Genomic DNA, 19779 nt, shown 5'->3' with positions numbered 1-19779 from the left:
TGATCTGGCACAACACCACCATCGGGGCACCGAACCCACGATCACTGATCGCCTACGACCATTGAGCAGCCAGAATTTAGGACTCAATCATCTAGGGGCAGTTTGTCGCAGCCGGCCAGGGGTAACCGCCCGAGCGTGACCGACGGCGACGGTTTCCCGTACTTCATCGACGCGGTGTCCCAACGGTCCGGCCTGCCGGCCGAGGAGGCCGCTGTGCTGGCCCGCGCCGTGCTCCAGACGTTGGCCGAGCGGGTGGCCGCCGGTCCGCCCGGCGACCTCGTCGGGCACCTCCCGAACGAGGTCGACGGCTACCTGACCGGCCCGGCCCCGGATGCGGTCGGGGGCCCCGGTCTGGCTCCGGATCCGGCCGGGGCCTCCAGCCTGGGTGCCGACGCCGAGGGGTTCACCACCGGTGTGGGCCTGGAGGTCGGCGGCGGCGCCGCGACCCCGATGGACGCCGGTCCGACGGAGTTCCTTCGCCGGGTGGAACAGCGTGCCGGGGTGGACCCGGCCACCGCCCGCGCCGGAACCGGCGCCGTCTTCGCCACCCTGCGGACGGCGATGACGGTGCGGGAGTTCCGGGAGATGGTGGCGCGACTACCGCGCGACGGCGCGTTCTGACCCCTCACGGCTCCGGCACATCCTCGGGCTCGGCGACCCAGGCGGAGAAGACCGGCAACCCGTGCCACGGGCCGGTGACGCCGTCGGCCCGGGTGTCGGTGGCGACCGCCACCACGGCGTACGGGTGGCCGAAGCGCAGCTCGGCGGTGCGGGCCACGCCCTCCGGCGGCAGGCTGGTCAGCTCGAACATGGCGGTCACCGCGGCCGCCTCGAAGCCGTACCTGTCGAACCGGGCCACCGCCGTCTGCCGCGCGTCGAAGTCGTCCACCGACAGCCCCATCGCCGTCGCCAGCGTGGTGGCCGCAGCATCGAAGCCCAGCGCCGGGGTGGTCAGGTCGTGTTCGCTCCGGGCCGACCAGCAGGGGAGGACGGCGTGGTGCCGCTCTTCGCGGCCGTCGCGGGCCCGGGTGCGTACCCGCTCTTCAGCCAGCGTCCACAGCGGAGTCTCACCGAGCGGCAGGTCGAACAGGGAGCGGCTGCCCGCCGGTTGCGCGCCGTCGGCCGCGCCGGCGCTGAGGTCGTACGCGACGGCCAACACCTCGGCCGGTGGCACCTGCGGTCCGGCGGCCACCGAGAGGACCACCAGCCCCGCGCCGTCGGTCGTCTGGGCCGGTGCGGCGTGCACGATCACGTCACCGGCCTGGGCGGTGGACACGATGGCGCACCGGTGGCCCTGGCTCGGGCTGCGCAGCGCCCGCCGCAGCTGCTGCGCCCACGGGCTGCCGGCGCCGAACGCGGAGGCGCCGGCGACCTCGAACGGGGTCGCCCAGGACACCCGGGTGGCCAACGCGCTGGCCAGCGCCAGCACCACTTTCGGACTGACCTGCATGGGGAACGTGTCGATCAGGCCGAGGGTGTGCTCGCGCGCCCAGGCGTCCAACCCGGCCTGATCGGGCAGTACGCCGACCTCGGTCGTGCGGGGCAGCGTGGCCCGCCACGCCGCCGACCCACCGTCGCCGAGCCCCGACCGGTGCCAGAGCGCGGTGGCGGCCCCGACCAGCGGGTGCGGCGCGTCCAACAGCGTTCGGGCGACCTCGGCCGCGCTCGGCAGGTCGGTGCTCAGGGCACGCGCCAGCTCCGTGGCAGCTTCCTCCGTGGCGGCTTCCACCGCGGCGTTCGACCCGGCCACCACGGAGGCGCCGACCGCGAGCAGCAGCCAGGCACCGAGCGGGGAGGCGACGTGGTGCCGGTCGCCGGCCGTGACGTGCAGTCGCGCGGCGTACGCGGAGAGCGGCCCGTGCAGATCGGTCGTCATGCCCCCACTCTGCCCGCCGACGCGGCTCACGACCACAGCTCGAACGGCTCGTCGATCTCGGTGCCGGCGAGAAAGGGGGTGATCAGCCGGGGGAGCTGCCCGGGATAGAACCGTTCCCGACTGACCACCACCTCGGGCAGCGGCCACCAGCGGAAGCCGAAGTAGTCCTCCCGCTCGTAGTCGAGCCGGTGCGCCTCGTCCACGTCCGGGCCGGGACCGGCCAGCCGTACCGCGACGACCACCTCGTCCTGGAGGTGCCGTACCTGGCGGTGCAGGAAGCTCGCCCGCCGCCGCCACACCGGCGCGCCCACCTGGTCGGCGGTAGTCACGATGCCGGTCTCCTCGCGCAGCTCCCGCACCGCGGTCTCGCGGTAGGTCTCACCGGGATCCATGCCGCCGCCCGGCAGCTCCCACCAGGTGCCCAGCCGGGGGTGGTCCGGGTCCTGGGTGTGGAACAGCAACACCCGGTCGGTGCCGTCGGTGACCACCACCCGCACCGCGCGTCGCTCCAGGATCGGCAGGTCGCGGGGCAGCTCGTTCATCGGGCCAGTCTGCCGCACCGCCCGCTTCGACGGCGGGTAGGCTGCCCGCCGTGGCTGGTCTGTTGAGGAATGTCGCGGCTCGTATCTCCCGGGTCGGCGCGGTCATCCCGTCGCCCCGGCGTACCGGGCCGGCGCCCGCACAGGTGGCCCGCCGCCGTCAGGTGAGCGCGTTGCAGCGCCGGGAGCTGACCTACGCTCCGGAGCGCGACGGTCAGGCCGACCCGGGCGAGATCGTCTGGACGTGGGTGCCGTACGAGGACGACCCCCGGCAGGGCAAGGACCGGCCGGTGCTGGTCGTCGGCCGGCACAGCCGGACCCTGTTCGGGCTGATGCTGTCCAGTCAGAGCGAGCGGGACGGGCAGCGGCACTGGTTCGCGCTCGGGCCGGGGGAGTGGGACCGCGACAACCGGCCGAGCTGGGTCCGGCTGGATCGGGTGCTCACCATGCGCGAGGACAGCATCCGCCGCGAGGGTGCCGTGTTGGATCGGCCCCGGTTCGACCGGGTCGGGCAGGCGTTGCGCGCCGGCTACGGCTGGCGCTGATCCTGGCGGTCAGGCCGACTCGCGGCTCGGGCCGACCGCGGCGCCCTTCGCGCCCGGCGGCGGGTACGGCTGGTCGGCGAGGAGCCGGGCCAGGTGTGCGCTGTTGAGCGCCAGAGCCTTCGTGGTGCGGCCGGTGGTGTCGGGCTTGGGGCCGGCGTCGCGGTAGTCCACCTTGTGCAGCGCCTCGCCGACCCAGTAGGTCGCGGCGGCGGCGGCGATGGTGAAGCCAACCTCGTTGAGTGCCTGCTGCACCTGACCGATGGTGTGGTGGGCGCCATCCTCGTTGCCGACCACGGCGACGCCGGCCACCTTGCCGTAGGTGCGGAGCCGACCCTCGTCGTCGGTTTCGGAGAGTTCGGCATCGAGGCGTTCGAGGACCATCTTGCAGACGCTGGCGGGCTGACCGAGCCAGATCGGCGTGGCGATGATCAGCACCTGGGCCGCCATCAGCTTGGCGCGGATCTCCGGCCAGCCGTCGCCGTCGCCCTCGTCGGTGGACACCCCGAACCGCACGTCGTGATCGACGACCCGGATCATTTCCCCCTCCACGCCCTGCGCGGCCAACTCGGCGAGCACTTCCCGACCGAGTTGATCCGTACTCGACGGGGCCGGCGACGGCTTGAGGGTGCAGTTGAGTACGAGGGCGCGGATGGTCGCCACGTCGGTTCCTCTCAGCGGTCGTAGCTGGGTCCTGTACTCCCATACCCGGATATGACGTGTCAGAACGCCCCAGCCGGGTTTGCTGGGCAGACCGCAAAATCGCTGGGCCGGTGGCCGGGGGCGCTGGCATGGTGTCCGGATGATGCGGGACGTCGCGCGGCAGGTGGCCGAGCAGGTGCGGACAAGCTTCGGGCTGCGGCTGTCCATGATGGAGCGAATCACCCACGGCGCGGACCAGCACGCCCGGCTGTGGCTGGCCCAGGCCGCCGACGGCGGTCGGTACGCGGTCAAGCTCAGCGGTGGCGGCACCCCGGCCGGTCTGGTCGTGACGGCGTACCTGGCCGAGCAGGGGGTGCCGGGCATCCCCGCGCCGCTGCGGTCCGTCGACGGACGGCTGTCCATCGACCACGACGGCTGCCGCCTCTCGGTGGTGCCGTGGGTCTCCGACCAGCGGGCGCTCGACGGCCCGATGACCGTCGCGCACTGGCGCGCGTACGGCGAGGTGCTGGCCGCCGTGCACGCGGTGCCGGTGACCGACGAGCTGAGCCGGCTGCTGCCGGCGGGCGGTGCCGCGTACCCCTCGATCGTGACCGCGACCCGCGCGATGGCCGCGCGGCTGCGCGACCCGGCCGACCGCGCGGATCCGCTGGTGGCGGAGCTGGCCGGGGTGTGGTCCGCGGTGGCCGACCAGGTGGGGGTCCTGATCGGGGAAGTCGAGCGCCGCGCCGTCGACCAGCGCGACCGACCCGGCTCGGGCGTCGTCTGCCACGGTGACCCGCACCTGGGCAACCTGCTGCTCGGTGCGGACGGCCAGGTCTGGTTGATCGACTGGGACGACGCGGTGCTCGCCCCGCCCGAGTGCGACCTCATGTTCGTCCTCGGCGGGGTGCTCGCCTTCGCGCCGATCACTCCCGACCAGCAGCGGGCCGTGCTCGCCGGCTACGGCGCGGCCGACGTCGACCTGGTGCGCCTGGCCTGGTTCCTCGCGGTCCGCGCGCTCGACGACCTCAGCGACTGGACCCGCCAGGCGTTGGACGTCGACGCCGGGGCGGCCGACCGGGGTCAGGCGGCGCGGATCGTCCGGGGGCTGGTGTCACCGCTGGGTCTGGTCACCCTTGCCGAGGCGGCGTTGCGCGACAGTGACCGGCGGCGCTGAGCGGCGACCACGCCGACGACGACGGGCAAAAAGTAAGGCAGAGAACGAAAACGCTCCCTGCCACCTCCAACTTATATCGCACCCGGGGGCTTGCGGCAAGACCCGGGGTGTGCAGCAGAATCTCCACCCGACGCCCAAAACTGGGAAAATCGGGGGATTCCATGATCGACGTGATCATTGCCGGCGGTGGACCGACCGGCCTGATGCTGGGCAGCGAGTTGCGGCTGCACGGGTTGCACGCGGTGGTGCTGGAGAAGGAGACCGAGCCGACCAGTTACGTTCGCGCGCTCGGCCTGCACGCGCGCAGCATCGAGGTGATGGACCAGCGGGGTCTGCTGGAGCGGTTCCTCGCGCTCGGGCAGCAGTACCCGGTCGGGGGCTTCTTTGCCGCGATCCCCAAGCCGTCGCCGGGTGGACTGGATACCGCGCACGCGTACGTCCTCGGCATTCCGCAGACCGTCACCGACCGTCTGCTGAGCGAGCACGCCAGCGAGGTCGGCGTCGAGATCCGGCGGGGCAGCGAACTGGTCGGGCTGAGCCAGGACGACGACGGGGTGACCGTGCGGTTGGCCGACGGCACCGAGTTGCGCGCCCGCTACCTCGTCGGCTGCGACGGTGGTCGCAGCACCGTACGCGGGCTGCTCGGTGTCGGCTTTCCCGGCGAACCCAGCAGCGTCGAGACCCTGCTCGGCGAGATGGAGGTGGGCGTGCCGCCGGAGACGGTGGCCGAGGTGGTGGCCGAGGTTCGCAAGACCCATCTCCGGTTCGGTCTCGGGCCCCTCGGCGACGGGGTGTACCGCGTCCTCGTCCCCGCCGAGGGGGTGGTCGAGGACCGCACGATCGCACCGACCATCGACGACTTCAAACACCAACTGCGGGCGTACGCGGGCACCGACTTCGGCGTCCACTCACCGCGCTGGCTCTCCCGCTTCGGTGACGCCACCCGGCTGGCCGAGCGGTACCGGGTCGGCCGGGTGCTGCTGGCCGGCGACGCGGCGCACATCCACCCGCCGACCGGCGGGCAGGGGCTCAACCTCGGCATCCAGGACGCGTTCAACCTCGGCTGGAAGCTGGCCGCCGACCTCAACGGCTGGGCGCCGCAGGGGCTGCTGGACAGCTACCACAGCGAACGGCATCCGGTGGCCGCGGACGTGCTGAACAACACCCGGGCGCAGATGCTGCTGCTCTCACCCGAGCCGGGCCCCCGATCGGTGCGGCAGCTGTTGTCGGAGCTGTTGGACTTCGAGGACGTCAACCGGTACCTGATCGAGAAGATCACCGCGATCGGGGTCCGCTACGACTTCGGCGCGGGCCATCCCCTGCTCGGGCGCCACCTGCGTGACGTACGGCTGAAGCGGGGGCGCCTCTACGAGCTGATGCGCGGCGGCCGGGGGCTGCTGCTTGACCAGACCGGTCAGCTCTCGGTCGCCGGCTGGGCGGAGCGGGTCGACCACGTGGTCGATGTCAGCGAGGAGTTGGACGTGCCCGCCGTGCTGCTCCGGCCGGACGGCCACGTGGCGTGGGTCGGCGACGATCAGACCGACCTGCTCGGCCAACTGCCCCGGTGGTTCGGCGCGCCCGTCGCCTGAACGGTCAGCGTTCCGCGAGGTACGCGCTGTCGACCAGTTGGCGGGGCGATCGGGCGCCGCCGAGGCTCTTCGCCTGGTACATCGCCGCGTCGGCGCGGCTGAGCGCGTCGGTGAGCTGGGCCGGCCCGGTCACCGGGGCGATCCCGACGGAGGCGGTGACCCGGACGCTGCACCCGCTCAGCCGGATCGGCGCGGCGACGGTCTCGGCGAGCCGGCGGGTGGAGTGCTCGATCCAGCGGCGGTCGACGGTGGGGCTGGAGAGCAGGCCGGCGAACTCGTCGCCGCCGAGTCGGGCCACGAGATTGTCCCCGGCGAAGCCGGCGAGCCGTTCGGCCACACTGATCAGCACCTGGTCGCCGGCGGCGTGCCCGTACCGGTCGTTGATCTGCTTGAAGTCGTCCAGGTCGAGCACCACGGCGACCAGCGGCTGGCCGGCGGCGTCGGTGAGCAGGGCGGCGGCCAGGCGGTAGAAGGCGCGTCGGTTGGGCAACCCGGTGAGCGGGTCGTGACTCGCGGCGTGCCGTTCGGCGGCCAGCTCGGCCTGGAGGTGGCCGATCTCGGCCTCGGCGCGCACCGCCCGTCGGCGCAGTTGCCAGGAGGAGAGCAGCGCGCCGGCCGCGCAGACGCCGGAGGCGACACTCATCGGATCCGGCACGAACCCTCCCATCGCCGCGACCGCCTCCAGCCTTCGGTGGACGCGGCGCGCCGCGTCGGGCCCAGTTTTGCCTGATCGCTGCCCGTGCGGGGGTAACTCAAAGTGAACGGATGGGCACCGATCATCTGCGTTATCATGCTCGCCGTCGGGTGCAGATGCAATAGCAGATGCACGTGCAGAACCGTCCAATGTCGATACCGCACCCCCTCGCCGTCACCGCTCCTCCCACGGCCACCGGCGGGCTCGTAACAGAAAGACGCTCCCATGCTGCAGCCACCCAATGGCGTACCGATCCACCAGTTGCCTCCGCTGAGCTGGCAGAAGAGCCGCCGCAGCAACCCCAGCGGCAACTGCGTCGAACTCGCCGAACTGCCCGGGGGAGCGGGCATCGCGGTCCGCAACTCACGACACCCGGAGGGGCCGGCGCTGATCTACACAGTGGATGAGATCGCCGCCTTCGTTCTCGGTGCGCGGGACGGCGATTTCGACCATCTGATCAACTGACTGTCCCAGGGTGGGTCGTCCCGGTGACGGGACTTATTCACCGGCGCGGAGGAGTTCACCTCACTGTCGGTCCATGGCATGCTTACACGTCGGCCGGGCCGGGGCGCCCGGTCGCCGTGGATCGGTGTCCGGAGGTCCGCACGTGACGATGGTTCCCGCCGAGGGTGGCCCGACAACCGGGCCGACCGTGCTGCGCATGCTGCTCGGCGCCCAACTGCGCCGCCTGCGGGAATCCAGCGGGGTGACCCGGGAGGGCGCCGGCTGGGAGATCCGCTCCTCCGAATCCAAGATCAGCCGGATGGAGCTGGGCCGGGTCGGCTTCAAGGAGCGCGACGTCGCCGACCTGTTGACCCTCTACGGCGTCACCGAGGAGCACGAGCGCGACGCGCTGCTCAAGCTCGCGCGGGACGCGAACAGCCCGGGCTGGTGGCACCGCTACGGCGACGTGTTGCCGTCCTGGTTCCAGTCGTACCTGGGCCTGGAGGCCGCCGCCGCGCTGATCCGCAGCTACGAGGTGCAGTTCGTGCCCGGCCTCCTGCAGACCCGGGAGTACGCCCGTGCGGTCGTCCTGCTGGGGCACGGCGCGGCCGGTCCGGGCGAGATCGACAGGCGCGTCGCACTGCGGATGCAGCGTCAGCAGTTGCTCCAGCGGGAGAACCCCCCGCAGCTCTGGGCCGTGGTGGACGAGGCGGCGCTGCGCCGGCCCATCGGTGGTGCCGAAGTCATGCGCGGCCAGCTCACCGCGCTCATCGAGGCGACCAAGTCGCCGCACATCCGGCTCCAGGTCATCCCGTTCGCCGCCGGTGGCCACGCCGCCGCCGGAGGCGCGTTCACCATCCTGCGCTTCGGCGACCAGGAGCTACCGGACATCGTCTACATCGAACAGCTCACCAGCGCCATCTACCTCGACAAGCGCGACGATCTGGATTACTACGCGGTGGCCATGGAGCGGCTCTGCGTCGAGGCCGAGCCGCCGGAGCGTACGGCGGAGATCCTCCGCGGCCTGTTGGACGATCTCTACCCGGCCTGACCCCTCGGCCGTGGCGCCACACCCCGCCGGACTGGCGTTAGCATGGCCAGCGACCGATCAAAGTGGACGGACGCCGCAGGTGGGGTGCACCGAGTCATGGAGGCAGCCTTGACCACCGACACGCACGGCACGACGGGCGGCTCACCGAGCGACCGGATCGACACGACGGTGCCGCACCCCGCCCGCCGCTACAACTACTGGCTCGGCGGCAAGGACAACTTCCAGGCCGACCGCGAGTCCGGCGACGCGATGGCGGCGGCGTTCCCGACCATCCGCATCTCGGCCCTGGAAAATCGCCGCTTCCTGCAACGCGCGGCGGGTTACCTGGCCCGCGAGGCCGGCATCCGGCAGTTCCTCGACATCGGCACCGGCATTCCGACCGCCAACAACACCCACGAGGTCGCCCAGGCCGTCGCGCCAGAGTCTCGTGTGGTCTACGTGGACAACGACCCGATCGTGCTCGCCCACGCCCGCGCGCTGTTGACCAGCTCGCCGGAGGGCGCCACTGCCTACATCGACGCCGACCTGCGCGACCCGGAGAAGATCCTCGCCCACCCGGAGCTGCAACGGACCATCGACCTGTCGCAGCCGGTCGGGCTCATGCTGGTGGCGGTCCTGCACTTCGTCCCCGACAGCGACGACCCGTACGCGCTGGTGCGACGGTTGCTCGATGCGCTGCCGGCCGGCAGCTACCTGGCCGCCTCGCACGCCACCCACGAATACCTCCCGCCGGCGATCGCCGAGGAGGCCAAGGCCGCGGCCAAGGGTGGCGGCCCGCACGGGCTGATCAACCTGCGCACGCGGGCCGAGTTCACCGGCTTCTTCACGGGGCTGGACGTGGTCGAGCCGGGCATCACCTCGGTCGCGGAGTGGCGGGCCGAGGCCGAGCCGCAGCCCCGCCCGTCGGTCGTCGAGGTCAGCATGTACGGCGCGGTGGCCCGCCTGCCCTGAGGCACCCGAGGCTGGGTCAGGCGCCCGAGGCGTCGTACCGTTCGCGGGCGGAGTGCACCTCGCCGATGTGCGTCTCGGCCCACGCCTTGATGGCCCGCTGCACCGGCAGCAGGCTCTCGCCCAGCGGCGTCAGCCGGTAGTCGACGCGGGCCGGCACGCTCGCGGTCACCGACCGGCTGACCAGGCCGTCGCGCTCCAGCTTGCGCAGCGTCTGGGTGAGCATCTTCTGACTGGCCCCGGCGACGGTACGGGCCAGCTCGCTGTGCCGCAGCGGCCCGTCGGCCAGCGCGCTCACCACGAGCGTCAGCCACTTGTCGCTGAGCGCCGCCAACAGCTCGTGGCCCGGGCAGCCGGCAAGGAAGGCGTTGTACCGGCGGCGTTCCAGCTCGCGGCGTTCGTCTGCGGTCATGGTGGCCATCGTGAACCTCCCGGGTGCCCAGGGCACCCGAAGGTGCCTCCTTCCCGCCGCAGACTAGCGCTCCTAGCGTCGCCGGTATGAGAGCTGTGATCGTCCGCCGGTTCGGCGGCCCCGAGGTCCTGGAGATCGCCGACCTGCCCCGGCCGGAGCCGGGAGCGGGGCAACTGCGGGTACGCGTCTCCGCCGCCGCCGTCAACCGTATCGACCTGTCCACCCGCAGCGGCGCGCTGAGCACCGCCGGTCTGCTGCCACCGCTGCCCGTCGTCGCGCTGGGCTGGGACGTCGCGGGGGAGGTGGACGCGGTCGGGCCGGGCGTACGGCGGTTTGCGATGGGCGAGAAGGTGATTGGGCTGCGGGACCTGCTCTCCGCGCCGGGCGCCCAGGCCGACTGGGTGGTGCTGGACGAGGACGCGGTCGCGCCGGCGCCGCGTACCGTCGCCCCGGAGTTGGCGGCGACGTTGCCGCTGATCGGTCTCACCGCGACCCGGTCGCTCGCCCTCACCGGTCTGGGCGGCGGACGGACGTTGCTGGTCACCGGCGCGGCCGGCGGGGTCGGCGGCCTCCTGCTCGAACTGGCCGCGCTGCGCGGCATCCAGACCGTCGCGGTGGCCGACCCACGGGACGAGGAACTGGTGCGGGGGTTGGGGGCGGACTGGTTCGTGGCGCGTACCGACCGGCTCGGCGCGGCGGTGCGCGCGGTGGTTCCGGGCGGGGTGGACGCGGTGGTCGACGCGGCGGTGGTCGGCGTCGCGGCGCACGAGGCGCTGCGGGGCGGTGGGACCTTCGTCGCGCTGGTGGCGCCATTCGCCCCGCCGCCGTTGCGGGCCACCCGGGTCGTCGTACAGGAGGTCCGTGCCGACGGCGCCCACCTGACCGAGTTGTCCGCGCTCGTCGACGCCGGACGGCTCAGCCTGCGGTTGGCCGAGCGGTTGCCGCTGACCGAGGTGGCGGCGGCGCACGAGCGGCTGGCCGCCGGGGGGCTGCGGGGTCGCCTGGTGCTGGTGCCCTGACCGGGAGCGCGTATTGACCGACGCCGAGGCGTCGGCTAATCTCTGAATCGATACAGACTGAATCGATCCAGAGAGGTGTCGGGTGAAGCCAACACTGCAGGCCGTGGCGGACGCCGTCGGCGTCTCCCGCAGCACCGTGTCCAACGCCTACAGCCGCCCCGACCAGCTCTCCGCCGCGCTGCGCGGGCGGATCCTCGACGCCGCCCGCCAGCTCGGCTACCCGGGGCCCAACCCCACCGCCCGCTCGCTGCGACGTGGTTTCGTCGGCTCGATCGGGGTGCTGTTCACCTCGCACCTGTCGTACGCCTTCACCGACCCCTTCGCGGTCCGCTTCCTCGCCGGGGTGGGCGGCGCCGCCGAGCGGCACGGCACCAGCATGCTGCTGGTGCCGCTGCCGCCGGCACAGACCGAGGCCCGCCGGGCGGTGGAGAACGCCGCCGTGGACGGCTTCTGCGTCTACTGCGCCGCGGATGAGAGCTGGGCGGTGGAGGTGATCCGGGAGCGCGGGCTGCCGTTCGTCACCACGGCCGTGCGCGATGACGCCGGAGCCGACGACCGGTTCGTCGGCATCGACGAGCGGGCAGCGGCCCGCAGCGTCGCCGCGCACGTGGCGGGTCTCGGTCACCGCCGGGTGGCCCTGCTCGCCGACGCCGTGCTTCCCGACGCGCCGGCCGGCCCACTCACCCTGTCCGGCGTGCACGAGGCGGTGCACCCGACCACCCGGGGGCGTCTCACCGGCTTCGCCGACGCGTTCGCCGAGGTCGGCGTCGACTGGGCCGACCTGACCCTGGTCAACGCCGCGGGCAACAGTCGGGCGGCCGGTGCCGAAGCCGTGGCCGGGCTATTCGCCCGACCCTCGCCGCCGACCGCCGTGCTGGCCGGCTCCGACGTCCTCGCCCTCGGCGTGCTCGACGCGCTCGCCCAGCGGCCGGGTGGCACCAACCCGCCGGTCTCGGTGACCGGCTTCGACGACGTCCCCGAGGCCGCCGCGGCCGGCCTCACCACCGTTCGGCAACCGGCCGAAGAGAAGGGCCGGATCGCCGCCGAACTGCTGCTCGACCCACCCGCGGACGCCGCGGCCGGTCACGTGTTGCTGCCCACCGCACTCGTCGTCCGGGAATCCACCGGACCTGTCCCGAGGAGTTGACCATGGAACTTCCCACTGGATACATCACCGCGCTCGACGCCATGAACCGGCACGTCAACTCGGCCCGACCGAACGCTCCGGTCCAGGTCGACAGCCCCCGCCAGGCCCTGCTCGCGCCGACCCGGCGGGCCACCGCTCTCGCCCTGCGCCGGCTCGCCGACCGGATCCAACCGCGACCGCTGCCCACCACCCCCCGCTGCTCCTGACCGAACCCAACCCCATTGCGGCACGCAGGGGACGAACAGTATGGGTTCGGGCACGCAGAGTGGTCGAAGGGGGCGTTGCCAGGCAGACTGGTGAAGCCATGTCGCCGCTGATGCCCACTCTCCGTCTCCACGACCGCTACGTACTGCACGAGCGGATCGGTCTCGGTGGCATGTCCGAGGTGTGGCGAGGCGACGACGAGGTGCTGGGGCGGCCGGTCGCGATCAAGGTGCTCGCCGGGCAGTTCGCCACCGACCCGCAGCTGCGGGCCACCATCCAACGCGAGGCCCGCGCGGCCGCCCGGCTGACCCACCCGCACGTCACCCAGGTGTACGACTACGCCGAGGCGACCCTGGACGGCGGCGTCGTGGTTCCGTACCTGGTGATGGAGCTCGTCGACGGCCACAACCTGGCCGACCGGCTGCGGACCGGGCCGCTGCCCTGGCCGGAGGCGGTCCGGGTGGCCGGGCACATCGCCGCCGCGCTGGCCGCCGCGCACCGCATCGGCGTCGTGCACCGCGACGTCAAGCCCGGCAACGTCATGCTCACCGACACCGGCGCCAAGGTGCTCGACTTCGGCATCGCCGCGCTCGGCGGCCTGGACAGCCAGTCCGGCGAACCGCTGATGGGCACCCCCGCCTACTTCGCCCCGGAACGGCTGACCGCCGGCCCGCCCGACCCGGCGAGCGACGTGTACGCCCTCGGCGCACTGCTCTATCGCACCCTCACCGGTCGGGCGCCACTGCCCGTGCAGAGCTGGGAGGACGCGCTGGAGGTGCACCGGCGGGGCACCCCGGTGTCGCCGCTGCGGGTGCCCGGCCTGCCCGCCGACATCGCCGAGCTGACCGTCGCCTGACTGGCCGCCAACCCGGCCGACCGGCCGAGCGCCGCGCACCTGGCCCGCCGCTTCGGCGCCGGCCAGCCGGTCGAGCCGCCCACCGAGCTGCTGCCCATCCGGCCGGCCGCGCACCCGCCCACCCTGATCGACCGCTCGGTGGTGGCCCGCCCCGCCCCGCCAACCGCCGTGCCGGCCCGACGCCGATCGCGTCGGCCCCTCGCCGTGCTCGCCGCGGCCGTGCTCGCCGTGCTGATCGGCGTCGGCGCCCTGGTCGTGCAGAACCCGCTCGGCAACCCGGGCACACCCGACCCGACCGAGATCGCCGCCGCGCCCTCGACCTCCGCCCCGGCACCCACGACACACTCGCCGACGCCGGCCGCACCGTCCTCGCCACCCCCCGCCGCCAGCACCGAGCCCCCGACCGTCGGGCAGCAGCTACCGGTCAGCTTCCAAGAGATGAGTAGCGAGTTCGCCGCCGTCCTCGCCACCGCGGTCGGCCGCGGCGACCTCGACCCGAAGACCGCCGAAGATCTGCGCGACGACTTCGCCGACCTCAACCGCCGCACCAGGGACCGCGCCAAGCGTGTCGGCGACCTACGGGACCACATCGCCGAGCTGGTGCGACGGGACCGCCTACCAGCGCAGACGGGCGCGAAACTGGACGCTCTGCTGGCCCAGGCCGGCAGCTTCTCCACCAGCCGTACGGACGACTGATACCTCCGTCGATGCCGCTGGCATGATGTCCCGATGCGGACACGTCTGATCTTCGTGCGACACGGCGAGTCGGTCCACCAGCTGGAAGGGATCATCGGTGGGCCACGTGGCTGTCGGGGCCTCACCGCCCTCGGTCACGAGCAGGCACACCATCTGGCCAACCGGCTCACCGGCGAGGTCGCCGCCGACGGGCCGGTGGCGGTCTACTCGTCCGTGCTGCGCAGGGCGGTCGAGACCGCGCAGCCGATCGGCGCGGCGTTCGGCGTCCGGCCCGTGGCCGACTGTGGTCTCTGCACCTGGCACACACCCCCGTACGCCGACGGCCTGCCGACCGCCCGTTTCCGCACCGAACACGCGGTGGCGGGTGGCGGTGTGTTCCGACCGTTCGAGGAGGGCAACGAGAGCTGGGCCGAACTGGTGGTCCGGGTCAGCCGCGCGATCATGGAGATCGCCCATCGGCACCGGGGCTCCACTGTGGTCCTGGTCGGCCACAGCGAAACCGTCGAGGGCGCGTTCCACGCGCTCGGCGCGCAACCGGTCTTCCGGGCGTTCGACCTGGACGTGCCCCCGGCCTCGATCACCGAATGGACCAGCGACCACGACCCCGGCGGCTGGCCGCCGGCCCGCTGGACGCTGCGTCGCTTCGCCGACACCGGGGGGTGGGCCAGAGGATGACCTGGGGCACGTCGCGTGCGACCAGCGTGGGCATGCGGCGATGCTATTCGGCGGCCAAAATCTGCTCGCGCAGGATCTCCGCGTGCCCGCAGTGCTGCGCCAGCTCGCGCAGCACATGCAGGTACACCCAGCGCAGCGGCAGCGGGCCACGCCGGTTGCCGCGAAGCAGGTCGTCGAGGCCCAGGCTGGACGTGGCGCGGCGGGACGCCTCGCACGCCTCGGCGTGTGCCCGCTGGATGGTGGCGATCGTGTCGCCGTCCTCAAGGATGAACGAGTCGTCCGGCGTCGCAGGGATGCCGATCTCCGAGCGGGGTCGACAGGTGACGGCCTCGTCGAACCAGACCTTCTCCACGAACGTGGCGTGCTTCACCAGACCCAGCAGCGTCGTCCGGGACGGCACCAACGACCGGCGCGCCTGCTCCTCGGTCAGCCCGTCCAGGTAGCCGTTGAGCGCTCTGCGGTGCTCGTCGATGAACGTCTCGAACTGCGTCTGGGCGGACTGGCCGACGACATCATCGGCGAAGGTCCCCGGAAAGGAGGTCATGCCCGAAGCATTTCAAGGTCATCGTCGGCGCGCAAACACCATCACTCAGCCGAAGGACACCAGAACGGCGCGCTCGTCGAAGCGGGCCGTGCCGTTCAGTCGGGGCGGCCGGCGAAATGGTCGGCGAGCACCGGTGCCAGCACCTCGTCGGAAATCCCGTGCCACTCGCCGGGCAGGGTGCGGTGACGCCCGGCTGGCAGGGCCTCGGCCACCCCCTGCGCCCAGCCGCGCAGCCGGGAGTCGCTCTGCTCACTGTCGAGCACCAGCGTCGGGGTGCCGAGTGTGGCCAGCGCCTCGACCGGCAGCGCCTTGAGCAGGGTGAGGTCGTAGACCAGGGTGTGCGCCAAGGCTTCCAGAGCCGGCCAGCCGGGCCCGTTGCGCATGGCGTCGATGAGCTCCGCCGGCACACCGATGCTCTGCTGTAGATGCAGTACCGCGTCGCCCCGCCGGCCGGCGGTCACCAGCTCGGTGATCTCCGCAGCCAGGTCTGGCTCATCCGCCGACTGCTCGTTCTGCTCGAACGGCGGCTCCACGTCGCCGCCTCGCCCATGGTCTCTCCCCGCGTCGATGTGCGCTCGCCCCACGTTAGACGGCCTCAGCCGATATCGGCGCTGACCAACACCCCCGGCTCCGTGCCGGCCCGGGCGTACACCTCGCCCTCCGGGGTCCAGATGGCCGACTGGCCGGCCGTCTCGGTGTAGCCACCCCCGGTCGATCCGGCGAAGCTGGCCACCGCCACCCAGATCCGGTGTGTGGTGGCGATCCGGTGTGCCCGCTCGTCCGTCACGGCGGCGTCGTGCGCCGACTCCGTGACCCCTGCCGCGTACACGTCGATCCCGAGCTCGGCGGTGCGCGCCGCGTGCGCGGCGACGCCGGTGTCCTTGCAGATCGCCAACCCCACCCGCCAGCCGTCCACAGCAAACACGGTCGGGGTGTCACCCGGCCGGAACCGGCGGGCCTCCTCGCCACCCAGCCACATCTTCCGGTACGCCACCGCCACTCCGTCGGCGGTCACGGCCAGCGTCGCGATGTGGTCACCGGCGACCGGTGCGCCGGCCAGCGCCAGCGTGCCCGTCTCGGCGCACGCCTCGACCAGCGGCGCCAACCGCGGGTCGTCGACCGACACGACCGGCGCGTCCAACTCGTACCCGGTCAGCGACAGCTCCGGAAAGACCACCAACCGGGCGCGCGCCGCGCGGACCGCGGCGGCGTGCGCCCGCGCGTTCGCCGCGACATCCAGGGGTACGCACGGCGGCTGCACCACCGCGAGCCGCAGCGGGGTGCGGCTTTCCGCACCCCCACCATTGTGGTCGACCCGCGCGGCCGGGTGGTCGGCCTCATGGTCGACTCTCAGGATGACTTCGTAACGTGGGCGCATGATTCGAACGTCCCACGCCGTGTTCGCCACCGGAACCCCCGCCGCCGCAGCGGAACCACCGCAGGATGGGATGGTCGGCTACGTCACCGACCTGGTGGAACGACTCGGCGGGCCGGGTGCCGGCCTGGCGGTGGCGTTGGAGAACCTCTTCCCGCCGATCCCCAGCGAGGTGATCCTGCCGCTGGCCGGGTTCGTCGCCGCGCAGGGACGGATGAGCCTGGTCGGCGCGATCTTCTGGACCACGCTGGGATCGGTGCTGGGCGCGCTGGCGCTCTACCTGATCGGCGCGGCCCTGGGGCGCGACCGGATGCGCGCCATCGTGGCCCGGCTCCCCCTGGTCAAGCTCAGCGACGTGGACCGGACCGAGGCGTGGTTCCTGCGCCACGGTGTGAAGGCCGTCTTCTTCGGCCGGATGATCCCGATCTTCCGGAGCCTGATCTCCATTCCGGCCGGCGTGGAGCGGATGCCGGTGACCACGTTCCTGATCTACACGACGCTGGGCAGCCTGATCTGGAACACCACCTTCGTGCTCGCCGGCTACCTGCTGGGCGACAACTGGCACCTCGTCGAGGGCTACGCCGGCATGCTCCAGAAAGTGGTGATCGTGGTCTGCGTGGCGGCGGCCGCCTGGTTCGTCGGGTCCCGCGTGCTGAAAGCCCGCCGCGCCGCCCGGAACCCCGAGCCGACCGAACCCGAGCAGAGCGCACTGAACGCGGTGCCCGACCCGGGCGGTCGCGGCACCCTCTACCGCAGCGGATCGTGGGCCTCGGACGAGCGCTAGTCAGCCCGGTCTGTTTCCCTGTGCCTTGCCGCACCCCATGTTTTTCCTTTGCTCTGCTGCCCTCCATGCGACGCCCGGGGTCGACGGCGGGCGTGTCACGTGACCCGGAGCCAGAGGGAACAGGCTTGGTGCGGAAGGCGGGCGAGGTGGCGGCAGAACCGCGAACCAGCAGGTGGTGGCCTCGGCTTCGGCTGCCGGTCGGCGTCGCCGTCGGAATCGCGACGGCCGCCGTCGAGTTCGCCTTCCTCGCCGTCGCGGCCGTCGCGTTCACCGTGTGCGCGTTCGCGCCTGCGGCCGGCCGTCGGGTTGCCGGCCTGACCAGCAGGTACGGGAGGCAACTGGTGCGGATGGAACATCGCCGCCTCGCCGGACTGCTCGCCGCGGACCAGCTGCCCGCGCCGAACGCCGTGGCGACCCGACGCCAGGTCGGCTACCTGGCCGCCCGGCTGCTCCCCGGCACGCTCGGCCTGCTGGCGTATGCCGTGCTCGGCGTCGGTGTGGTGCTGGCCGGGATCGTGCTGCGCGCGGCCGTGCGCGGAGAGCTGACCCTCCTCGACGCCCTGTCCCAGATCGCCGTCGGGGCGGTGCTGCTACTGCTGAACGTTCAGGCCGTCGCCAGCATCGCCGCACTGGACATCCGGCTGGCCCAACGACTGCTCGGCCCGGGAAGCCGAGCGGAGCTGACCCGGCGGGTCCACGAGCTGACTACCAGCCGGGCGGGCGTCATCGCCGCGGTCGACGCCGAACGGCAGCGCATCGAACGCGACCTGCACGACGGCCTCCAACAGCGCCTGGTCGCCCTCGGCATGCTGCTCGGCCGGGCCCGGCGCGCCCGCGACGCCGACCGTACGCACGCGCTGCTCGCCCAGGCGCACGAAGACGTGCAGCGGGCCATCGAGGAGTTGCGCCAGGTGGCGTGGCGGGTCTACCCGTCGGCACTGGACGGCGGCGATCTGGGCGAGGTCCTGACCATCGTCGCCCGCGGGTCCGAGGTGCCGGTGCGGATCCGCTGCGAGCTACCGGTCCGCCCGCAGCGGCAAATCGAGACGGTGCTGTACTTCGTGGCCTGCGAGGCGCTCACCAACGCCGCGAAACACGCCGCCGCTACCCTGGTCACGGTCGATATCGGGGTACGGGACGGGTGGATCCGGATGCGCGTGCACGACGACGGCGTCGGCGGGGCGGAACCGACCGGGCGTGGGTTGTCCGGGCTGGCGCGGCGGGTCGCCGCGCTGGACGGCCGGCTGCGGGTGACCAGCCCGGCCGGCGGTCCGACCACCGTGCTGGCGGAGTTGCCGTGCGACTAGTCCTCGCCGAAGACTCGACGCTGCTGCGGGAGGGCTTGACTCGGCTGCTCGCCGACGAGGACCACGAGGTGCTCGCAGCGGTCGGGACCGCCCACCAGCTTGTCGAGGCGGTCGAACAGTCCCGTCCCGACGTGGTCGTCACCGACGTCCGGATGCCACCCACTCACACCGATGACGGGCTGCGGGCCGCCCTGGAGATCCGTCGTCGGTGGCCCGACACCGGGGTCCTCGTACTCTCCCAGTACGTGGAGCGGCGCTACGCCGGGCGGCTGCTCGCGGACCGTCCCGAGGGGGTCGGCTATTTGCTCAAGGACCGGGTCGCCCAGGTGGACGACTTCCTCGACGCACTCGACCGGGTCGCCGCCGGAGGCACCGCCCTCGACCCGGAGGTGGTCCGTCAGGTGGTGGCCGGCTCAGAGCGGCCCGACCCGTTCGGTCGGCTCACGCCGCGCGAACGCGACGTGTTGCACGAGATGGCCCAGGGGCACACGAACCTCGCCATCGCCCAGCGGCTGCATGTATCGCAGAGCGCGGTCGAGAAGCACGTCAACGCCATCTTCGACAAACTCGACCTCGCTCACACGACCGGCTACAGCCGGAGAATCCTCGCCATCCTGCGCTACCTGGACACCTGAACCCGCCCAGGGTAGAAGGCCGGCCGCGCGAGGCAGGGCCGCCATGATTGACTCGGGTTTGGTGAAGTCGGGGTGTCCGGGCGTCCGGGATACCCCGATTTCCGTGAACCCGAGTGGATCATCCGAGTGAGGTCGGCTTTGGCGCCGTCGGTCCGGGGCGTGTGCGTGATTTGTTCGTTTGTGGGTGTCGGTGGGGTGTGGCGGACCGCACTCGTGGGTCGGAATCATGGCCGGGCCGGGGTCGTTACATACCCTGACGATCGCAGCACCACCGACCCGCTGCCCGGCCCTCACGGGCTGCTCGCGCAGGCAGGTTGGAATGGCAGCCTCCGCCCGGTCGTTACCGTCCCCACGACCGAACGCCTCGGCACTGCCTTGATGAGGGTGCCCGGTGGATGGGCCGCCCCCGGAATGACCCCGGCCCGCCGGTCGTTACACATGGACCCGGCGCCACGAGCCTTCCGCCCGTGAAGTCGCCGACCGACGCCCTGGTGGGCGTCACCCCCCGAAGACTTTTCCCCCTTGTTGTGTGCAGCGCCGGACGAGGTGCTCACACCCTGCCGCCGTCCCCCTTTTGGCGGTGTGGGTGTTCTACCCCCGAAGGAGCTACCCCCATGAACACG

General features: G+C 72.4%; 24 protein-coding genes. 16 read left to right on the top strand and 8 right to left on the bottom strand.

Going from position 1 to position 19779, the window contains the following annotated elements:
- Positions 1–135 precede the first annotated feature (135 nt).
- Positions 136–621, top strand: a complete 486-nt coding sequence (locus tag ABZU52_RS26430) for a DUF2267 domain-containing protein (protein WP_354973664.1) — start codon at positions 136–138, stop codon at positions 619–621.
- Positions 622–625: 4 nt separating this feature from the next.
- On the opposite strand, the gene ABZU52_RS26425 is transcribed toward ABZU52_RS26430, so the two are convergent.
- Both ABZU52_RS26425 and ABZU52_RS26420 read right to left on the bottom strand, forming a co-directional pair.
- Positions 626–1876 carry a hypothetical protein gene (locus tag ABZU52_RS26425; protein WP_354973663.1) on the bottom strand — a complete coding sequence of 417 codons (1251 nt, stop codon included), beginning with the start codon at positions 1874–1876 and terminating at the stop codon, positions 626–628.
- Positions 1877–1902: 26 nt separating this feature from the next.
- On the bottom strand, positions 1903–2418 hold the full coding sequence (locus ABZU52_RS26420) for an NUDIX domain-containing protein (RefSeq protein ID WP_354973662.1): 516 nt from the start codon (positions 2416–2418) through the stop codon (positions 1903–1905).
- Between the two features lie 50 nt (positions 2419–2468).
- Between ABZU52_RS26420 and ABZU52_RS26415 the strand changes: the two genes are divergently transcribed.
- Positions 2469–2960, top strand: a complete 492-nt coding sequence (locus tag ABZU52_RS26415) for a type II toxin-antitoxin system PemK/MazF family toxin (RefSeq protein ID WP_030336385.1) — start codon at positions 2469–2471, stop codon at positions 2958–2960.
- Between the two features lie 9 nt (positions 2961–2969).
- On the opposite strand, the gene ABZU52_RS26410 is transcribed toward ABZU52_RS26415, so the two are convergent.
- Entirely contained in the window at positions 2970–3620 is a 651-nt protein-coding gene (locus tag ABZU52_RS26410) for an NAD(P)H-dependent oxidoreductase (protein WP_354973661.1), read from the bottom strand.
- A 139-nt stretch (positions 3621–3759) separates the two neighbouring features.
- Here ABZU52_RS26410 and ABZU52_RS26405 point away from each other — a divergent pair, with 139 nt between their 5' ends.
- Both ABZU52_RS26405 and rox read left to right on the top strand, forming a co-directional pair.
- Positions 3760–4776 carry a phosphotransferase gene (locus tag ABZU52_RS26405; protein WP_354973660.1) on the top strand — a complete coding sequence of 339 codons (1017 nt, stop codon included), beginning with the start codon at positions 3760–3762 and terminating at the stop codon, positions 4774–4776.
- A 161-nt stretch (positions 4777–4937) separates the two neighbouring features.
- Complete coding sequence (rox, locus tag ABZU52_RS26400) at positions 4938–6365, top strand: rifampin monooxygenase (protein WP_354973659.1); 1428 nt, start codon at positions 4938–4940, stop codon at positions 6363–6365.
- Between the two features lie 4 nt (positions 6366–6369).
- On the opposite strand, the gene ABZU52_RS26395 is transcribed toward rox, so the two are convergent.
- Positions 6370–7020 (bottom strand): GGDEF domain-containing protein, encoded by a 651-nt coding sequence (locus ABZU52_RS26395; RefSeq protein WP_354973658.1) that lies wholly within the window; start codon positions 7018–7020, stop codon positions 6370–6372.
- A 267-nt stretch (positions 7021–7287) separates the two neighbouring features.
- On the opposite strand from ABZU52_RS26395, the gene ABZU52_RS26390 reads away from it, so the two are divergent.
- From ABZU52_RS26390 to ABZU52_RS26380, 3 genes are all read left to right on the top strand, one after another.
- Positions 7288–7524: a DUF397 domain-containing protein gene (locus tag ABZU52_RS26390; protein WP_354973666.1), complete on the top strand. Its 237-nt coding sequence runs from the start codon at positions 7288–7290 to the stop codon at positions 7522–7524.
- A 142-nt stretch (positions 7525–7666) separates the two neighbouring features.
- Positions 7667–8554 carry a helix-turn-helix transcriptional regulator gene (locus tag ABZU52_RS26385; RefSeq protein ID WP_354973657.1) on the top strand — a complete coding sequence of 296 codons (888 nt, stop codon included), beginning with the start codon at positions 7667–7669 and terminating at the stop codon, positions 8552–8554.
- Positions 8555–8650: 96 nt separating this feature from the next.
- Complete coding sequence (locus ABZU52_RS26380) at positions 8651–9505, top strand: SAM-dependent methyltransferase (protein ID WP_354973656.1); 855 nt, start codon at positions 8651–8653, stop codon at positions 9503–9505.
- A 16-nt stretch (positions 9506–9521) separates the two neighbouring features.
- On the opposite strand, the gene ABZU52_RS26375 is transcribed toward ABZU52_RS26380, so the two are convergent.
- Positions 9522–9923: a helix-turn-helix domain-containing protein gene (locus ABZU52_RS26375; protein WP_354973655.1), complete on the bottom strand. Its 402-nt coding sequence runs from the start codon at positions 9921–9923 to the stop codon at positions 9522–9524.
- 77 nt (positions 9924–10000) lie between these two features.
- Here ABZU52_RS26375 and ABZU52_RS26370 point away from each other — a divergent pair, with 77 nt between their 5' ends.
- From ABZU52_RS26370 to ABZU52_RS26345, 6 genes are all read left to right on the top strand, one after another.
- Positions 10001–10933 (top strand): NADP-dependent oxidoreductase, encoded by a 933-nt coding sequence (locus ABZU52_RS26370; protein WP_354973654.1) that lies wholly within the window; start codon positions 10001–10003, stop codon positions 10931–10933.
- Positions 10934–11015: 82 nt separating this feature from the next.
- Positions 11016–12080, top strand: coding sequence for a LacI family DNA-binding transcriptional regulator (locus ABZU52_RS26365; protein ID WP_354973653.1), 1065 nt, complete (start codon positions 11016–11018; stop codon positions 12078–12080).
- 2 nt (positions 12081–12082) lie between these two features.
- The gene (locus ABZU52_RS26360) at positions 12083–12286 is read left to right on the top strand and encodes a hypothetical protein (protein WP_354973652.1); all 204 of its coding nucleotides are present in this window, start codon (positions 12083–12085) and stop codon (positions 12284–12286) included.
- Positions 12287–12396: 110 nt separating this feature from the next.
- Positions 12397–13140, top strand: coding sequence for a serine/threonine-protein kinase (locus ABZU52_RS26355; RefSeq protein WP_354973651.1), 744 nt, complete (start codon positions 12397–12399; stop codon positions 13138–13140).
- Between the two features lie 138 nt (positions 13141–13278).
- Positions 13279–13836 carry a hypothetical protein gene (locus ABZU52_RS26350; RefSeq protein ID WP_354973650.1) on the top strand — a complete coding sequence of 186 codons (558 nt, stop codon included), beginning with the start codon at positions 13279–13281 and terminating at the stop codon, positions 13834–13836.
- Between the two features lie 33 nt (positions 13837–13869).
- A complete protein-coding gene (locus ABZU52_RS26345) occupies positions 13870–14511 on the top strand; it encodes a histidine phosphatase family protein (RefSeq protein ID WP_354973649.1) in 642 nt (213 codons plus the stop codon).
- A 43-nt stretch (positions 14512–14554) separates the two neighbouring features.
- Here ABZU52_RS26345 and ABZU52_RS26340 read toward each other — a convergent pair whose 3' ends face one another.
- The 3 genes from ABZU52_RS26340 to ABZU52_RS26330 all read right to left on the bottom strand — a co-directional run bounded on the left by ABZU52_RS26340 (position 14555) and on the right by ABZU52_RS26330 (position 16331).
- Positions 14555–15055, bottom strand: a complete 501-nt coding sequence (locus tag ABZU52_RS26340) for a DinB family protein (protein ID WP_354973648.1) — start codon at positions 15053–15055, stop codon at positions 14555–14557.
- A gap of 95 nt (positions 15056–15150) precedes the next feature.
- Positions 15151–15588 (bottom strand): hypothetical protein, encoded by a 438-nt coding sequence (locus tag ABZU52_RS26335; RefSeq protein WP_354973647.1) that lies wholly within the window; start codon positions 15586–15588, stop codon positions 15151–15153.
- A 62-nt stretch (positions 15589–15650) separates the two neighbouring features.
- Positions 15651–16331, bottom strand: coding sequence for a carbon-nitrogen hydrolase family protein (locus ABZU52_RS26330; RefSeq protein ID WP_354973665.1), 681 nt, complete (start codon positions 16329–16331; stop codon positions 15651–15653).
- Positions 16332–16431: 100 nt separating this feature from the next.
- Here ABZU52_RS26330 and ABZU52_RS26325 point away from each other — a divergent pair, with 100 nt between their 5' ends.
- The 3 genes from ABZU52_RS26325 (at position 16432) to ABZU52_RS26315 (ending at position 19156) form a co-directional block, all read left to right on the top strand.
- Positions 16432–17214: a DedA family protein gene (locus ABZU52_RS26325; RefSeq protein ID WP_354973646.1), complete on the top strand. Its 783-nt coding sequence runs from the start codon at positions 16432–16434 to the stop codon at positions 17212–17214.
- Between the two features lie 146 nt (positions 17215–17360).
- Positions 17361–18521: a histidine kinase gene (locus ABZU52_RS26320; RefSeq protein ID WP_354973645.1), complete on the top strand. Its 1161-nt coding sequence runs from the start codon at positions 17361–17363 to the stop codon at positions 18519–18521.
- Positions 18512–19156 carry a response regulator transcription factor gene (locus tag ABZU52_RS26315; RefSeq protein WP_354973644.1) on the top strand — a complete coding sequence of 215 codons (645 nt, stop codon included), beginning with the start codon at positions 18512–18514 and terminating at the stop codon, positions 19154–19156. Before ABZU52_RS26320 ends, ABZU52_RS26315 begins: the two co-directional genes overlap by 10 nt.
- The last annotated feature ends 623 nt before the right edge of the window (positions 19157–19779 follow it).

The sequence above is a fragment of the Micromonospora sp. NPDC005220 genome (assembly GCF_040607895.1).
Classification (GTDB): domain Bacteria; phylum Actinomycetota; class Actinomycetes; order Mycobacteriales; family Micromonosporaceae; genus Micromonospora.
This window is presented reverse-complemented; position numbering and strand designations above follow the sequence as displayed.

Coding starts and splice junctions, on each gene's coding strand:
- ABZU52_RS26425 (WP_354973663.1), bottom strand. CDS start 1,876: ATGACGACCGATCTGCACGGGCCGCTCTCCGCGTACGCCGCGCGACTG.
- ABZU52_RS26420 (WP_354973662.1), bottom strand. CDS start 2,418: ATGAACGAGCTGCCCCGCGACCTGCCGATCCTGGAGCGACGCGCGGTG.
- ABZU52_RS26405 (WP_354973660.1), top strand. CDS start 3,760: ATGATGCGGGACGTCGCGCGGCAGGTGGCCGAGCAGGTGCGGACAAGC.
- rox (WP_354973659.1), top strand. CDS start 4,938: ATGATCGACGTGATCATTGCCGGCGGTGGACCGACCGGCCTGATGCTG.
- ABZU52_RS26380 (WP_354973656.1), top strand. CDS start 8,651: ATGGAGGCAGCCTTGACCACCGACACGCACGGCACGACGGGCGGCTCA.
- ABZU52_RS26375 (WP_354973655.1), bottom strand. CDS start 9,923: ATGGCCACCATGACCGCAGACGAACGCCGCGAGCTGGAACGCCGCCGG.
- ABZU52_RS26370 (WP_354973654.1), top strand. CDS start 10,001: ATGAGAGCTGTGATCGTCCGCCGGTTCGGCGGCCCCGAGGTCCTGGAG.
- ABZU52_RS26360 (WP_354973652.1), top strand. CDS start 12,083: ATGGAACTTCCCACTGGATACATCACCGCGCTCGACGCCATGAACCGG.
- ABZU52_RS26355 (WP_354973651.1), top strand. CDS start 12,397: ATGCCCACTCTCCGTCTCCACGACCGCTACGTACTGCACGAGCGGATC.
- ABZU52_RS26345 (WP_354973649.1), top strand. CDS start 13,870: ATGCGGACACGTCTGATCTTCGTGCGACACGGCGAGTCGGTCCACCAG.
- ABZU52_RS26340 (WP_354973648.1), bottom strand. CDS start 15,055: ATGACCTCCTTTCCGGGGACCTTCGCCGATGATGTCGTCGGCCAGTCC.
- ABZU52_RS26325 (WP_354973646.1), top strand. CDS start 16,432: ATGATTCGAACGTCCCACGCCGTGTTCGCCACCGGAACCCCCGCCGCC.